14 protein-coding genes are annotated in these 13207 nt (G+C 71.2%); 8 read left to right on the forward strand and 6 right to left on the reverse strand.

Translation table 11 applies throughout. The features are described 5' to 3' along the window. Positions 1 to 49 precede the first annotated feature (49 nt). The gene (locus ACKTSN_RS05020; RefSeq protein WP_409467956.1) at positions 50 to 418 is read right to left on the reverse strand and encodes a hypothetical protein; all 369 of its coding nucleotides are present in this window, start codon (positions 416 to 418) and stop codon (positions 50 to 52) included. A 252-nt stretch (positions 419 to 670) separates the two neighbouring features. Between ACKTSN_RS05020 and ACKTSN_RS05025 the strand changes: the two genes are divergently transcribed. After that, the gene (locus ACKTSN_RS05025) at positions 671 to 1264 is read left to right on the forward strand and encodes a hypothetical protein (protein WP_409467957.1); all 594 of its coding nucleotides are present in this window, start codon (positions 671 to 673) and stop codon (positions 1262 to 1264) included. A gap of 344 nt (positions 1265 to 1608) precedes the next feature. Beyond that, the gene (locus ACKTSN_RS05030) at positions 1609 to 2277 is read left to right on the forward strand and encodes a class F sortase (RefSeq protein ID WP_409467958.1); all 669 of its coding nucleotides are present in this window, start codon (positions 1609 to 1611) and stop codon (positions 2275 to 2277) included. A gap of 30 nt (positions 2278 to 2307) precedes the next feature. On the opposite strand, the gene ACKTSN_RS05035 is transcribed toward ACKTSN_RS05030, so the two are convergent. Then, on the reverse strand, positions 2308 to 3141 hold the full coding sequence (locus ACKTSN_RS05035; protein WP_409467959.1) for a polysaccharide deacetylase family protein: 834 nt from the start codon (positions 3139 to 3141) through the stop codon (positions 2308 to 2310). A gap of 150 nt (positions 3142 to 3291) precedes the next feature. Here ACKTSN_RS05035 and ACKTSN_RS05040 point away from each other — a divergent pair, with 150 nt between their 5' ends. Together ACKTSN_RS05040 and ACKTSN_RS05045 are read left to right on the forward strand one after the other, a co-directional pair. Beyond that, positions 3292 to 3753: a universal stress protein gene (locus tag ACKTSN_RS05040; protein WP_385268258.1), complete on the forward strand. Its 462-nt coding sequence runs from the start codon at positions 3292 to 3294 to the stop codon at positions 3751 to 3753. An 88-nt stretch (positions 3754 to 3841) separates the two neighbouring features. Further along, entirely contained in the window at positions 3842 to 5254 is a 1413-nt protein-coding gene (locus ACKTSN_RS05045; RefSeq protein WP_409467960.1) for an amino acid permease, read from the forward strand. On the opposite strand, the gene ACKTSN_RS05050 is transcribed toward ACKTSN_RS05045, so the two are convergent. Then, positions 5251 to 6066 (reverse strand): alpha/beta fold hydrolase, encoded by an 816-nt coding sequence (locus tag ACKTSN_RS05050; protein ID WP_409467961.1) that lies wholly within the window; start codon positions 6064 to 6066, stop codon positions 5251 to 5253. The genes ACKTSN_RS05045 and ACKTSN_RS05050 overlap by 4 nt on opposite strands. Positions 6067 to 6123: 57 nt before the next feature. On the opposite strand from ACKTSN_RS05050, the gene ACKTSN_RS05055 reads away from it, so the two are divergent. After that, the gene (locus ACKTSN_RS05055; RefSeq protein ID WP_409467962.1) at positions 6124 to 6597 is read left to right on the forward strand and encodes a MarR family winged helix-turn-helix transcriptional regulator; all 474 of its coding nucleotides are present in this window, start codon (positions 6124 to 6126) and stop codon (positions 6595 to 6597) included. A 4-nt stretch (positions 6598 to 6601) separates the two neighbouring features. Here ACKTSN_RS05055 and ACKTSN_RS05060 read toward each other — a convergent pair whose 3' ends face one another. Further along, positions 6602 to 7756, reverse strand: coding sequence for a CapA family protein (locus tag ACKTSN_RS05060; RefSeq protein WP_409467963.1), 1155 nt, complete (start codon positions 7754 to 7756; stop codon positions 6602 to 6604). 212 nt (positions 7757 to 7968) lie between these two features. Here ACKTSN_RS05060 and ACKTSN_RS05065 point away from each other — a divergent pair, with 212 nt between their 5' ends. The 3 genes from ACKTSN_RS05065 (at position 7969) to ACKTSN_RS05075 (ending at position 9998) form a co-directional block, all read left to right on the forward strand. Continuing rightward, positions 7969 to 8514: a sigma-70 family RNA polymerase sigma factor gene (locus ACKTSN_RS05065; protein ID WP_409467964.1), complete on the forward strand. Its 546-nt coding sequence runs from the start codon at positions 7969 to 7971 to the stop codon at positions 8512 to 8514. Positions 8515 to 8661: 147 nt separating this feature from the next. Further along, positions 8662 to 9177: a hypothetical protein gene (locus ACKTSN_RS05070; protein ID WP_409467965.1), complete on the forward strand. Its 516-nt coding sequence runs from the start codon at positions 8662 to 8664 to the stop codon at positions 9175 to 9177. Positions 9178 to 9347: 170 nt separating this feature from the next. Next, on the forward strand, positions 9348 to 9998 hold the full coding sequence (locus tag ACKTSN_RS05075; RefSeq protein ID WP_409467966.1) for a zf-HC2 domain-containing protein: 651 nt from the start codon (positions 9348 to 9350) through the stop codon (positions 9996 to 9998). 146 nt (positions 9999 to 10144) lie between these two features. Here the strand turns inward: ACKTSN_RS05075 and ACKTSN_RS05080 are convergent, their stop codons facing one another. Together ACKTSN_RS05080 and ACKTSN_RS05085 are read right to left on the reverse strand one after the other, a co-directional pair. Continuing rightward, positions 10145 to 11008, reverse strand: a complete 864-nt coding sequence (locus tag ACKTSN_RS05080; RefSeq protein ID WP_409467967.1) for an Fpg/Nei family DNA glycosylase — start codon at positions 11006 to 11008, stop codon at positions 10145 to 10147. A 40-nt stretch (positions 11009 to 11048) separates the two neighbouring features. Further along, positions 11049 to 13136: a SpoIIE family protein phosphatase gene (locus ACKTSN_RS05085; protein ID WP_409467968.1), complete on the reverse strand. Its 2088-nt coding sequence runs from the start codon at positions 13134 to 13136 to the stop codon at positions 11049 to 11051. Between the last annotated feature and the right edge of the window lie 71 nt (positions 13137 to 13207).

Below are 13207 nucleotides of genomic sequence, written 5' to 3' on the forward strand. Positions count from 1 at the left end.
ATACGTGGTGAAGGCCTTGCACGTGAGAGGCCTGAGGGCCGGCCCGGCCTCAGTTCTGCTGCTCCGAGCGGCGGCGCACCCAGAGCAGCCCGCCGCCGAGGACGGCCGAGGCCACCATGCCGCCGCCGATGGCCATGTCGGTCGGCGTCGCCCCGACGCTGCTGCTGCCGCCGATGCCGCCGCGGACACCGCCGAGGACGGTGAAGGCGCCCGGGCGGGTCAGGACCCGGCCGGAGCAGTTGACGGTGATGTCGTACCTACCGGGGCGGGCGTTGCTGTTGATGATCGCGATGGCCCTCAACGCCCCGCCGGCGGCGCTGACCGGCAGCCTGGTCGTCGGGAAGGCAGGGGACGTGATGGTGCCGCCGGTGGGGCAGTCGTTGACCGTGACGGCCAGCTGGCCGCCTCGGGAGATCACGCCGGGCAGGGCGACGATGTTCCTCGGGGAGACGAGGCCGTTGCCACCGGCGTTGCCGCCGCCATTGCCGCCTCCGATGCCGCCGCCGTTCCCGCCGCCATTCCCCCCACCGTTCCCGCCGTTCCCGCCGCCATTCCCCCCACCGTTCCCGCCGTTCCCGCCGCCATTCCCCCCACCGTTCCCGCCGTTCCCGCCGCCATTCCCCCCACCGTTCCCGCCGTTCCCGCCGAAGCCGCCGCCATCACCCCCACCATGGCCACCATTACCGCCGTTGCCGTTGCCTCCGAAGCCGCCACCACCCCCGCCGTTACCGCCGTTACCGCCGAAGCCACCGCCGTTCCCGTTGCCGTTATGGCCACCATTGCCGCCGTTACCGCCGAAGCCGCCGCCATTACCCCCACCATGGCCACCATTACCGCCGTTGCCGTTGCCTCCGAAGCCGCCACCACCCCCGCCGTTGCCGCCGTTACCGCCGAAGCCGCCGCCGTTCCCGTTGCCGTTGCCGCCGTTGCCGCCGTTCCCCTTCCCGCCGAAGCCGCCCCCATCACCCCCACCGTTGCCACCGTTCCCGCCAAAGCCGCCGCCATCACCCCCACCATGGCCACCATTACCGCCATTGCCGCCGAAGCCGCCGCCGTTCCCGTTCCCGTTGCCCCCGAAGCCGCCGCCGTTTCCGTTGCCATTGCCCCCGAAGCCGCCGCCGTTCCCGTTGTCGCCCCCGTTGCCGCCGTTCCCACCGAAGCCGCCGCCGTTCCCGCCGCCGTTCGGGTCTTCCCAGGCTACGGCCGCGGGAGCGGCGAGCCCGAGGGCGGCGACGGCAGCCGCAGAGGCCGCCAGTGCACGTAGAGTTCGCATGTCTTCCTCCGCGGAAGACGCCCCGGGACCCGTCCCCGGTCGATCGGCGAGAAAGCGTCTCCCAGACAGACCCTCAGTTGCCGGGGACGCGCCCGCATTTCGGCAATGGTCCGTCCTGGTGAGGCGACACGCCGGGCGAAAACCACACAATCTGATATTGCCGCAGGTCACGCGCCGTCGAAAAATTCCTGTTCGCGGCTACTCGGATGGCGCACCGGGAAGCCGCGCAGGGCCACCCGTTCGTATCCGCCCCGTCGCCTGTGACTCGCGCTGGACTTAGCGTTCTCCTATGCGCGAAATGACGTGGCGACGGCCGCGTCGAGAGGGGATGGCGAATGTATGTTTCCGAGTTCGGGCCGGCCGAAGAGGAGGTGCGGCCGAGGAAGCGTGCCCCGTGGGGCGTGATAGCGCTTGTCCTGCTGACCGGTCTCGCGCTCATCCGGAACGGCTCGGGGGAGTTCAACGTGGGTCCGCCGCAGCCCGCGTCGGCGGCGGCCTCGGACACCCGCACCGTCCCGGGCACCTTCACGAATGCCCCGTCCCCGCTGCCCTACTCCGTGCCGGACCGGGTCAGGATTCCCGCCATCCAGGTCAACGCGCCCATGATGCCGGTCGGTCTGGACTCGGCCGGCTGGGTCGATGCGCCGCCGCCCGCGAACGCCAATCTGGCGGGCTGGTTCACCGGTGCCGTCGCCCCCGGTGAAAGGGGCACCGCGGTGATCGTCGGCCATGTCGACAACCACCAGGGGCCCGCCGTGTTCTACGGTCTCGGGTCGCTGAAGCGGGGGAATCGGGTGGAGGTCACCCGGCAGGACAGAAGGACCGCGGTTTTCGAGATCTACAGCATCGAGGTGTTCGAGAAGAACAACTTCCCCGGCGACCGGGTCTACGGTTCCAAGGGCACGTCCGAGCTGCGGGTCATCACCTGCGGCGGCGGTTTCTCCGAGCAGAACGGCTACGACGGGAACGTGGTCGTCTTCGCCCGCATGGTCGAGGTCCGCTGACCGGGCCCCGACGGTGCGGGCGCTCGCCCCTCACACCTGGTACCGGCGCGGCACGGTGATGTGGTAGCCGGCGTCCAGCAGCTGCGGCAGATAGTCGCGCAGCGCCCGCACGCTCTGCGAGCGGTCTCCCCCGGAGTCGTGCGAGAGCACCACGACGCCGGGTCCGGCGCCGTTTCTCACCCGGTCGACAATGGTGCGGGTGCCGGGCTCGATCCAGTCGAGGGAGTCGACGGTCCAGCCGAGGGGTTCCATGCCCAGTTCGGCACCGAATTGGAACACCGCCCGGTTCCAGGCACCGTAGGGGGCGCGGAACCAGCGGGGCCGCTCGCCGTACGCCTCCTCGATGATCTCGCTGGTGCGCTCCATCTCGGAGCGGATCCGACCACGGGTCAGCCCGGTCAGCAGGGGGTGGGACCAGGTGTGGTTGCCGACGACGTGACCTTCCTCGGCCATCTGGGCCAGCAAGTCCTTGTTGTGGACGACCATCTCGCCGCACACGAAGAACATGGCGCGGACGTCGTAGGCCCGCAGGGTGCTCAGGATGTCCGGGGTGTAGTGCGGGTCGGGGCCGTCGTCGAAGGTCAGCACCATGGTGCGGCCGATTCCGGTCACCCGCAGGAGGGGTTCACTGCGTACCGGGGTCCGGCCGGAGGCGGCCGGGGGGCCGTATCCGGCGAGGGGCTGGAGGCGGTAGGCGGAGGGCTTGAGCGGGCGGCGCGCCGGAGGACCCGCCGCGGGGGCAAGCGGTGTGACCGGGTCCCCGTCGGCGCCCAGGGCAAGCAGACCGGCCGTTCCGGCCGCGCCCAGTGCGGCTGCGCCGCCCAGCACCACCCTGCGCCGCGGGAGCATCTGATCCTTCTTCATGACTCATCAGTCGCCCGGCCCACGCCCGGCGCATCTCAGCAACACCGCAGCGGTGGCAGGAAACACCCGTGCGGCCCATGACACTCCGTCCGCGGCGCCCGTCGCCTCCCGCCCGGCGTCCGGGCCTGCGGCTTCCGATAGCCTCGAGCCGTGACGGAACAGCACTCGCACCAGTTCGAGCGCGGCACGGACGGCCCGAAGGTCATCCTGGTCGGCGTGGACGGCTCGGACACCTCGATGCGGGCGACGGCGTACGCCGCGGGCCTGGCCCGCAGGCAGAAGGCGCTGCTCGCCATCGTGTACGTCCAGCCGGTCATGGCGGCCGGTGCGGCGCTCGGGGCGCCGGTCGCGGCGACGACCGACGCGATCGCCGAGAACCTGGTGACGGAGATCCGGGAGGCCACCGAGCGGCTGAAGGGGATATTCGAGCTGCGCTGGGAGTTTCACACCTTCCGTGGCGATCCCTACAACGGCCTGGTCAAGGCGGCGGACGAGCTGAAGGCGGACGCGGTCGTGGTGGGTGCCTCCGAGCAGGCCGGTCACCGCTTCGTCGGCTCGGTGGCGATCAAACTGGTCAAAGCGGGACGCTGGCCGGTGACCGTGGTGCCGTAGGGGCATGCGTGGCGTCTTCCTCCGAGGGCGTTGCTGAGCCATCATGATCCGCGGTCAGCCGGTTGCCGATCGCGAAGAGGTGAGGCGCATGGCCAGGCTCCGAATGGGCGAGGGGATTCTCCGCCGCAAACCCATTGAGCACATCGAAGAGACGGAAGTCGTCGAGGGCACCCAGCTCGAACGGTCCCTCGGCCTGTGGCAACTGACCGCGATCGGCGTCGGCGGCATCATCGGCGCGGGCATCTTCACCCTCGCGGGCACGGTGGCCAACGGCACGGCGGGGCCAGCGGTGCTCGTCTCGTTCCTCATCGCGGGCGTCGCGAGCGCGGCGGCGGCACTGTCGTACGCCGAGTTCGCCAGCCTCATTCCGAAGGCGGGTTCCGCCTACACGTACGGCTACGCGGTGCTCGGCGAGCTCGCGGGCTGGTTCATCGGCTGGGACCTGCTGCTGGAGTACACGGCGATCGTGGCGGTGGTCGCGATCGGCATCTCGGGCTACTTCGGCTTCCTGATCGGCGAGCTGGGCGCCGACCTGCCCGCGTGGATGCTGGGCGCGCCCGGGACGGGCGAGGGGCACCGGGTCGACCTGTTCGCCGCGCTGCTGTGCCTGCTCATCGCGTATCTGCTGAACCTCGGCATCCGCAGCGCGGCCCGCTTCGAGACGGCGGTGGTCGCCCTGAAGGTGCTGGTCGTGCTGCTGGTCATCGGGGTGGGCGCGTTCCACATCACCGGGGCCAACTACGACCCGTTCTTCCCGTACGGCATCGGCGGCGCGTTCACCGGCGCGGCGACCGTGTTCTTCGCGGTCTTCGGGTACGACGCGATGTCGACGGCGGCCGAGGAGTCGAAGGACGCGCAGCGGCACATGCCGAAGGCGATCATCTACTCGCTGGCGATCTCGATGGTGCTGTACGTGGCGGCCTGTCTGGTGCTGACCGGCATGCAGAACTACACGGAGATCGACCCAGAGAGCGGCTTCTCGACGGCGTTCCAGTCGGTGGGGCTGACCGGGCTGGCGAACGTGATCGCGGCGGGTGCGATCATCGGCATCCTCACGGTGATGTTCACGTTCATGCTGGGCTGCACCCGGGTGTGGTTCGCCATGTCCCGGGACGGGCTGCTGCCGACGTGGTTCGCGAAGACGCACCCCACGCGGCACGTGCCGACCCGCGTGACATGGATCGTCGGGGTGGCGTCGGCCGCGATCGCCGGGTTCCTGCCCATCGGCGAGGCGGCCGAGCTGACCAACATCGGCATCCTGCTGGCGTTCGCGGTGGTGTGCACCGCGGTGATCGTGCTGCGCTACCGGCACCCGGAGCTGCCGCGCACCTTCCGTACGCCGTGGATGCCGTGGGTGCCGGCGGTGGGGGTCGTCTTCTCGATCTGGCTGATCACGTTCCTGGCGTGGCAGACCTGGGCGCGGTTCGCCGTGTGGTTCGCGCTCGGACTGGTGATCTACTTCGGGTACTCGTACCGGAAGTCGGAACTGGCGGGCCGTTAGAGGGTGCGCAGGAAGTCGGCGAGGATCTCGTTGAAGACGTCGGGCCGCTCCATGTTCGGGTAGTGCGCGGCGTCTTCGACGGTGACGGAACGGCCGTCGGGGACGGTGCGCGCGAGTCGTTCGGCCTCGGCGATCAGTTCGGCGGAGTCCAGGGTCCCGTTCACGGCGAGCAGCGGTACGTCGATCTTCGGCACGCGGGGCCACGTGTCGGTGAGGGGGACGTGCCAGTTCCGCTCACCGGCCGTGTGCTTGGAGATGGTGCCGAGGGCCATCTCCCGCAGCCGCCGCAGGATGTCCGGGTCCACCTCGTCGACCGTGCGGTGCGGTCCGGCCGCGGTCCGCATGAACGCCGCCAGCCAGGCGTCGATGTCCCCGGCGCCCAGGGCCCGGGCGAACTCGGCCTCGATCTCGCGCCCCCACGGTTCGGTGTACGTGAACTCACTGGTCGCGGCTCCGCAGACGACGACCGCCCGGACCAGCTCCGGGTACTCCAGCGCGGTGTCCGTGGCGATGCCCCCACCCATCGAGACGCCGACGAGGACGGCCGGGCCCGCGTCGAGGTGACGCAGCAGCGCGGCCAGGTCGTCGGCCCAGCGGAACGGTCTGCTCGCGTTGGCGGAGGCACCGTGGCCACGTACGTCGGGGGCGATCACCCGGTGGCCGGCGGCGAAGGCCGGCGTCTGGGCGTCGAAGACGCGGCGGTCGGCGTACCCGGAGTGGAGCAGGACCAACAGGTCGCCGCTGCCCGTGTCGTGGTAGGCGAGATCGCCGTCAGCAGATGCGAAGTACCTCAGTTCCGTAGCAGTCGTCATGACAACCAAGGTGTCATCTCTGGGGCAGTTTGACAACCGAGGTGCCATGATGGCCTCGTGAACGACATCGACAAACCGCTCCCTCCCGACGAACTCGCTCACCGCCTCACCGCGGTGTTCGACCTGATGGGCCCGCTGTACCGGCGCGTGCAGCGCAAGGTGGAGCAGGGCGAGGCCGTCGAAGGGCTGTCCGTGGGGGTACGGGCCGTCCTGGACCTGCTGGGCAAACAGGGGCCCATGACCGTGCCGCAGATGGGCCGGGCCCAGGCGCTGAGCCGGCAGTTCGTGCAGCGGATGGTCAACGACGCCGCGGCGCGCGGGCTGGTGGAGAGCGTCCCCAACCCGGCGCACCAGCGCTCGCCCCTGATCCGGCTCACGGACGACGGCCGCGCGGCGATCACCGCCGTCCTCGCCCGCGAGCACGGCATCCTGCGGGAGGTCGGCGGCGATCTGACGGACGCCGAGGTGACGGCGTGCCTGCGGGTGCTCGGCGAGATGCTGAAGCTGTTCGATCACGTCGACGTGAACTGACCGGCTACTCCCCCATCACCAGCCCGTCCTGCGCCGCACCCCGGCTGAGCACGACCTGCTGGATGCGGTCGCGCGCGGCGGCGACGTCGGCGCCCTGGGCGAGGGAGGCGTTGATGTTGACCACCCGGCCTGCGTCGATGTCGTACAGCTGCGGAATGAACTCGGCCTTCGTCACCTGCCAGCGCTGCCCGGGCCGGGCGGGCGGGGTGAAGGTGAAGCGGCCGATGGTGGACTGGGTGCCCCGGGGGTCCGGGACGCCCTGGCGGTCGGGCATCTGGCCGGTGACCTGGTCACCCATCCCGTAGACCACCCAGGTGCCGTTGACCTTCTCGTACGCCTGCGGGACATGGGCGTGGGTACCGAGGATCAGGTCGATGTCGGGGCGGCCGCGGGTCTTGGCGGCGGTGAGGGTCTCCGCCAGGCTCAGCTGCCGCCGGTCCGGTTCGTCCTGCCACTCGGTGCCCCAGTGCAGGGACACGACGACCACATCGGCGCCGGCCTGCCGGGCTGCCCGGGCATCGGCGAGGACCCGGCCCTCGTCGATCTGGTTGACTGCCCAGGGCCGCCCCGGGAGCGGGTGACCGTTGGTGCCGTTGGTGTAGGCGAGGTGGGCGACCATCGCCCGGCCCGCGGGCAGGATCGTGACCGTGCGCGCCTCGGCCTCGGTACGCGCCGCCCCGGCGTGCCGGACCCCGGCCTGGTCGAGGGCGTCCAGGGTGCGCCCGATGGCCTCGGCGCTGTCGGCGGTGCCGCGTGTGGCGGCGGTGGAGCAGCCGTCGTAGCCGGTCGCGGCGAGCCCTCCGGCGATCTCCGGCGGAAACGTGCCCGGCCGACCGGTGTGGGCGCCTCCCACGCCGTACACGGCCTCCATGTGACACAGCGCCAGGTCCGCCCGGGAGACGACCGGCTCCACCCCGGACAGCATGGGCCGGAAGTCGTGGCCGACCCCGCCCCCGTCGAAGCGCGCCCGGTCGAGGACGGACGCGTGCGGGAGGACGTCGCCGGACGCGACGAGGGTGAATGCGCTGGAGTCGGCGGAGGCCGGGCTGCCGGCCCGGCCGGAGGACTTCTCGTTCTGGGCCTGGCAGGTGGCGCCCGCGGCGAGAAGGGCCGTCAGGGCCAGGGCCACCTGTCGTCTGCGTGCGATGCGTACGATCATCAACTCACCCCAGTGCGGTCACATTTACGGACTAATAAGTACGAAGTTGAACACAGCGCCAAACAGCCCCAGGGCTCCCTTTAACCCGTCCGGTGTGCGCGACCGGCGGTTGCGGACCGTTCGTCGTACCGTTCGCCGACGCGTTCGACCGTCCGCCGCACCAGCGTGTGCGCGCCCTGTCCCGAAAACGCACCCTGCGATCCCATACGCGCATGACGGCCGGAACCACCATCACCAACGGGACGACCGCCGAGCACGAGCTCGCCGCGCTGCAGCGGGAGCACGGCCGACCGCTCTTCGCGCTGCTGCTCCGGCTGTGTGACGGCGACCGGCAGCGCGCCGAGGACCTCGTCCAGGAGACCCTGGTACGCGCCTGGCAGCACCCCGAGGCGCTGCGCGCCGATGCCTTCGAGTCCGTACTGCCCTGGCTGCTGACCGTGGGCCGACGGCTCGCGATCGACGCGCAGCGGGCCCGGCAGGCGCGTCCGCCGGAGGTCGGCGACGCCGTCCTGGAGAGCGCGCGGGTGATCGCCGACCACGCCGAGCGGTCGGCCGCGACCGTCGACGTACGCGAGGCTGTGAAGACACTCACTCCGGAGCACCGTGAAGTCCTGGTGCTCGTGTACTTCCAGGGGGCCAGTGTGGCGGAAGCGGCGGCAACCCTGGGAATCCCGCCCGGTACCGTGAAGTCCCGCGCGTACTACGCGCTGCGCGCCCTGCGCCGGGTGCTTCCGGGATACGCGACCGACCTGCGGTGAAACCGACTGCCGAGTCAAACCTCCGTAAAGCGCCTTGCTGAGGACCCCGGTTGAGTAATCGGCTGTCCTCATCCGTGTTCCGGATGGGGCCGCGGGCCACAGACCCGGGGTCGGCGACGCGCACGCACCGGAGGAAGGCAGGAAGGGATGCAGCACAGAGGTCACCAGAGTACGGACGGCACCGGTGGCGGTGAACTGACCGTCCCCATGGCCTGGTTGTACGCCGAGTACATCGCCGACGAACTGCTGCGGACCGGCGATCTCATGCCGCCGACGTCCTTCGAGTTCCGCGCCGGGCGGGACGCCCTGGCGCTGACCATCTTCCTGTCCGACACCGAGGGCGAGCTCTCCGGCATCCGGGTCGTCTCCCAGCTGGAGACCTGGCTGTCGCTGACGGCGTACGACCAGCCGTGGGAGGACTGGGTGCGCGAGCGCATGGCCGAACTCACCGCCGAGGCGGCCCGGGCGGGTGGCCCCGCGCCGGATCTGGAACTGGCTCAGGAGGCCTGGCGCTGGCTGCAGGAGACCGAGCTGCTCGCCCCCGACCTGAACGCGGTCCCGGGCGGCGGTGCCGTGGTGGGCGAGGACGACGGGCCGAAGGTGTGGACGCCGGCGTGGCAGCTGGGGCTGCCGCTGGGGCACCTCGCCATCCATCTCTTCTAGATTCCTCTGGATTCTTCGGAATCCAGAGCAATCCTCGGGCCGGGCCGCTCCGAATTCCTTGGTTGCGATTCTGTACGGGGCTTGAGTGATTCGGCGGCTTGGTGCGTACCGGTGGGAGCAAGGAGTAACCCCACCCACACCCACCGGCACGAGGATCACGAGGATTCGGCATGAGGTCCCTGGAGAGGCATCGCGACGTCGGCGCGTACGCGCTCGGCGTGCTGGACGAGGCGGACGCCTTCCGTTTCGAGGACCACCTCATGGAGTGCCCTCGATGCACCGCGCACGTCACCGAATTCGGGCCCACCGCACGGCAGTTGATGCTCTACCGGCGCGCGACGCCACGCTCGGTGCACCCCATGGCCGGACCCGGCCCCCGGCTACTGGACCGGCTTCTCGGCGAGGTCGCGGCGCGGCACCGGGCCGGGCGTCGACGGCTGCTGTTCGCCGTGGCCGCCGCGGTGGTGTGCGCCGTGGCCGGGCCCGGGATCGCGATCGTGACCGAGGGCGGCGACCGGGCGGTGCGCGTGTCGGCGACCGACGAGCGCACCGGGGTGTGGGCACAGGTAACGACCGAGAACGAGGTCTGGGGCAGCCAGGTGGTGGTGGAGGTCAAGGATGCGGCCGGCCCCCGGGCCTGCCGGCTGGTCGCCATCGGCCATGACGGCTCGGAGGAGACGGTGACCAACTGGACCGCGCCCCACCATGACGCCCGCCCGAACACGCTGCAGGGCGCGGCGGCCCTGCACCCCGACCAGATCGCGCGGTACGAGGTGCGCACGAAGGCTGGGGAGCGGCTGGTGACGGTCGACTCGCGCTAGGCGCTCCGCTGGAGGTGCCGCGATGTGCCGTCGGGCGTCTGCGGCACCATCGTGGCTGGTCGCGCCCACGCGGCGGAGCCGCATGTCGATACAGCCCCGCGCCCCTGGGGCGCTACCCAACCGGAGCGGCGGCTGATCCAGGCCCGTCACTTGAGCAGGCGGGACATCCTGCGGTCTGCCAGTGGCTTGCCGCCCGTCTGGCAAGTGGGGCAGTACTGGAGCGAGGAGTCGCTGAAGGAGACCTCCCGGATCGTGTCGCCGCACACCGGGCAGGGCTCGCCGGTCCGGCCGTGGACGCGCAGGCCGCTCTTCTTCTCGGCCTTGAGGCGTCCGGCCGCCAGGCCCCGGGAGCGTTCGACGGCTTCCGTGAGCGTCGTGCGCAGGGCCTCGTACAGTCTTCGGATCTCCTCGGGTGTCAGGGAGGCGGCGAGCTTGAACGGGGACATCTTCGCGGCGTGCAGGATCTCGTCGCTGTAGGCGTTGCCGACGCCGGCGATGAGGCTCTGATCGCGCAGGGCGCCCTTGAGCTGTCGGCGTTCGCCCTCCAGCAGCGCGGTGAACCGGGCCTCGTCGAAGTCGTCGGCGAGCGGGTCCGGGCCCAGCCGGGCCACGCCGGGCACCTCCTGCGGGTCCCGGACGACGTACACCGCGAGCCGTTTCTGGGTGCCGGCCTCGGTCAGGTCGAAGCCGGCACCGGTCTCCAGCGCGACGCGCAGTGCCAGTGGGCCCTTGCCGGGGCGGGGCGGGCCGTCCGGGAGGCGGTCCTTCCAGTGGAGCCAGCCCGCGCGGGCGAGGTGGGTCACGAAGTGCGGGCCGCCGTCCGTCTCGCAGTCGAGGAACTTGCCGTACCGGTGCACGGCGGCGACCTCGTGGCCCTCGACGGCGGCGAGGGGCGGGTCGTACGTCTTGAGCACACTGATCGCGACCGGCAGCACGCGCACGATCTCGTGACCCACGAGGTTGTCGGTCAGGAAGTCCTTGAGCGCTTCGACCTCGGGCAGTTCCGGCATACGTCCAGAGTGCCATCCGGGACCGACAGTGCCAGGGGATTCAGCGACGTCCCGGCACCACGAACTCGGCCCACACGCACTTGCCGCCGCCACGCGCCTCCACGCCCCACACGTCGGTGAGCACCTCGACGAGGAGCAGGCCGCGTCCGGAGACGCAGGAGTGGGTCGCCTCACGGCGGCGCGGCAGGGCGCTGGAGGAGTCCTCGACCTCGACGCGCAGTCGGCGGTCGGCGCCGGACAGGACCCGCAGGGTGACGATCGCGGCGCCCTCGGTGTGCATCAGGGCGTTGGTGATCAGCTCGTCGGCGACGAGTTCGACCTCGTCGGAGCGGTCGGCGGCACCCCAGGCGCCGACCGCGGCGCGGATCATGTGCCGGGCCTCGGTGAGGGCCACCGGGTCGCCGGGGGCCACGTGCTGCTGGAGCCGGCCGCCGGTCTGGGGGGCGTCAAGGCCGCGGCGGCGCAGCAGGAGCAGCGCGACGTCGTCCTCGCCGCCGCGTTCCTCGGCCACGTCGATGAGCAGGTCGGCGAGTTTCCACACGTCCTGGGGGCCGGAGGCGACCAGCGCGGTGAGGGCCTGCACGCCGTCGTCGAGGTCGGCGCCGGGCTCTTCGACCAGGCCGTCGGTGCAGAGCAGCAGGGTGTGGCCGGGGTCGAGCTCGACGGTGCCGACGGGGTACTCGAGGCGCCCGAATTCGGCGGACAGGCCGAGCGGCAGGCCGCCCACGACGGGCACGCGGCGACAGCCGCCGTCCGGAGCCCGGATCAGCGGGTCGATATGGCCGGCCCGGACCACCTGGACCACGCCGGTGGCCAGGTCGGCCTCCGCGTACAGGCAGGTCGCGAAGCGGTCGGTGTCCAGTTCGTGGAGGAAGACGGAGGCACGGGCCATCACCGTGGCGGGCGTGTGCCCCTCTGCGGCGTAGGCGCGCAGGACGATGCGCAGCTGGCCCATGACGGCGGCGGCGTGTGTGTCGTGGCCCTGGACATCGCCGATGACAGCGCCGACCCGGCCGCCGGGGAGCGGGATCAGGTCGTACCAGTCGCCGCCGATGTCCCGGCCGAGGGAGCCCCCGGCACCACCGGCCCGGTAGCGGACCGCGACGTCGGCGCCCCGCACGCTGGGGATGGTGCGCGGCAGCATGGCCTGCTGGAGACCGCTGGCCAGGTCCTTCTCCTGCTCGTAGAACATCGCCCGTTGCAGGCTCTGCGCGATGCTGCTGCCGAGCGCGACCAGGATGTTGCGTTCCTCGGGGGTGAAGCCGCGGCGGTCGTTGTAGAGCAGGCCCATCGCGCCGATGGGCTGGGCCTGGACGATGAGCGGCAGATAGGCGGCCGAGGTGATGTTGAGGTCGGTGATGTGCGGCCACAGGATGGGGTAGCCCTCGGCGAACTCCTCCGGGGACTCGATGAAGCGGGGGCTGAGGGTGCGCACGGCCTCGCTCATCGGGTAGGGCTCGTCGATACGGGTGATCAGCGTGCCGGGCACGAAGCTGCCCTCGGGGCCCTCGGCGACCAGCCGGATGCGTCCGGCCTCCACCAGGCCCATGATCAGACTGGTCGCGCCGAGGTGGGTGACGCCGTGCGTGTCCTTGAGGACGTCGATGACGTCCTGGACGGTACGGGCGTGCGCAAGGGCGGCCGTGGTGAACTCCACGACGTCGGTCTGATCGCGCCGGGCGTGGTCCTGGCCGACGGGTTCGCGGCGCGCCGCGAACTCGCCGAGCTCCTGGGTGGCGTCCCGGACGATGCCGATGATCCGGCGCGGCCGGCCCGTCTCGTCGCGCCGGATGTAGCCCTGGGTGTGGGTCCAGCGCAGGGTGCCGTCGCGGCGGCGGAGGCGGAAGTAGGCGCCGTAGTTCTCGCTGCCGTCCTTGATGGCCTGGGCGACCAGGGTGTCGAGTCGTCGGCCTTCGCTGCGCGGGACCCGGATGCCCAGGGACTCCGGGCGGCCGTCGTATTCCTCGGGGCGCAGGTCGAAGACCTCGTGGGCCTGGGGGTCCATGTGGAACAGACCGGTGTCCAGGTCCCAGTCGAAGCTGCCCATCTGGTTGAGCGCCAGGATCGGGTCCGGGTGGGCGGGCCAGTCGTCCGGGAGAGACAGGGCGCTCGCTCCCCGATCAGCCATGCGCCCACTTTGCCAGGATTCGACCGATTCTTCGACCGGGTCAGCGGTCGAGGGCATCGGCCGGACCGCCG

Origin of the sequence: Streptomyces flavusporus (assembly GCF_046267975.1) — a bacterium.
Lineage (GTDB): Bacteria > Actinomycetota > Actinomycetes > Streptomycetales > Streptomycetaceae > Streptomyces > Streptomyces flavusporus.

Bases quoted from the DNA above. Each gene is read 5' to 3' on its own strand.
- ACKTSN_RS05080 (WP_409467967.1), bottom strand. From the start codon at position 11,008: ATGCCGGAACTGCCCGAGGTCGAAGCGCTCAAGGACTTCCTGACCGAC.
- ACKTSN_RS05025 (WP_409467957.1), top strand. From the start codon at position 671: ATGGCCACCATTACCGCCGTTGCCGTTGCCTCCGAAGCCGCCACCACC.
- ACKTSN_RS05060 (WP_409467963.1), bottom strand. From the start codon at position 7,756: ATGATCGTACGCATCGCACGCAGACGACAGGTGGCCCTGGCCCTGACG.
- ACKTSN_RS05030 (WP_409467958.1), top strand. From the start codon at position 1,609: ATGTATGTTTCCGAGTTCGGGCCGGCCGAAGAGGAGGTGCGGCCGAGG.
- ACKTSN_RS05075 (WP_409467966.1), top strand. From the start codon at position 9,348: ATGAGGTCCCTGGAGAGGCATCGCGACGTCGGCGCGTACGCGCTCGGC.
- ACKTSN_RS05070 (WP_409467965.1), top strand. From the start codon at position 8,662: ATGCAGCACAGAGGTCACCAGAGTACGGACGGCACCGGTGGCGGTGAA.
- ACKTSN_RS05065 (WP_409467964.1), top strand. From the start codon at position 7,969: ATGACGGCCGGAACCACCATCACCAACGGGACGACCGCCGAGCACGAG.
- ACKTSN_RS05085 (WP_409467968.1), bottom strand. From the start codon at position 13,136: ATGGCTGATCGGGGAGCGAGCGCCCTGTCTCTCCCGGACGACTGGCCC.
- ACKTSN_RS05035 (WP_409467959.1), bottom strand. From the start codon at position 3,141: ATGAAGAAGGATCAGATGCTCCCGCGGCGCAGGGTGGTGCTGGGCGGC.
- ACKTSN_RS05050 (WP_409467961.1), bottom strand. From the start codon at position 6,066: ATGACGACTGCTACGGAACTGAGGTACTTCGCATCTGCTGACGGCGAT.
- ACKTSN_RS05045 (WP_409467960.1), top strand. From the start codon at position 3,842: ATGGCCAGGCTCCGAATGGGCGAGGGGATTCTCCGCCGCAAACCCATT.